This window comes from Thiolapillus sp. (assembly GCF_048562965.1).
Classification (GTDB): domain Bacteria; phylum Pseudomonadota; class Gammaproteobacteria; order Chromatiales; family Chromatiaceae; genus Thiolapillus; species Thiolapillus brandeum_A.
In genome coordinates, this window is record NZ_JBHNMF010001317.1 from 1 (window position 1) to 704 (window position 704).

Genomic DNA, 704 nt, shown 5'->3' on the forward strand with positions numbered 1-704 from the left:
ACTCCATCTGCGGCAACTCGTCGAACAGACTGGGTTGGTTGCTGGTATCTATTCTCGCAACACGCCTTTTTATAGGTCGGTTTTTCATCGTAGCGCAGCTAACCCGCATCGCTCACCGATCTCCTGGTTCCAGCATTTTGGGCACCGGGACGTGGCCAAGATAGCTCGATAGCCAATTTCTCGTGCCAAGGCACTCGCCAGGAGAAGAGATTCTCGTGTTTTTCGCTCTCTCAGGAGCTCTGGAGGATGTTTTTTTGACAGAACAGACGCACCAGTCCCTCAGCACCCAGGACTGATTCTTTGAGCCGATGTTGTCGGGGACGGAAGAACCTATCCAGGCGGTGACCAAGCAGGGTGCTGCTTGAGATTGGCCAGGATCTGAGCGATGTCGCTGGCGTAGGGGGATGCTTCCGAGAAGGACAGCCAGACTTTGCGTACCGTCAGGCGCAGGCGGGCGCCGATTTTCAGCAGCTTCAGACGGATCGTCGTGCTCTGGGCCTTGGCAAACGCCGTACCGGTCAGGCCCAGCCGACGCAGGCCGTGCAGCAGGACATAGGCAAAGGAAGAGAAGTACAGCCGCAGTTGGTTCGCCCGTAAGGTGGCACTGCTGGTGCGATCGGCGAACAGTCCCAGTTGCTGCTCCTTGATCCGGTTCTCCATCTCGCCACGGGCACAGTAAAGATCTTCGTATAAATGTTGGGCAT

At 56.7% G+C, this 704-nt stretch carries 1 protein-coding gene; it reads right to left on the reverse strand.

What is annotated here, in order from left to right; genetic code table 11:
- Nucleotides 1-330 precede the first annotated feature (330 nt).
- The coding region (locus ACOCD2_RS24055; RefSeq protein WP_293725611.1) for a transposase at nt 331-704 on the reverse strand (374 nt) is incomplete at its 5' end.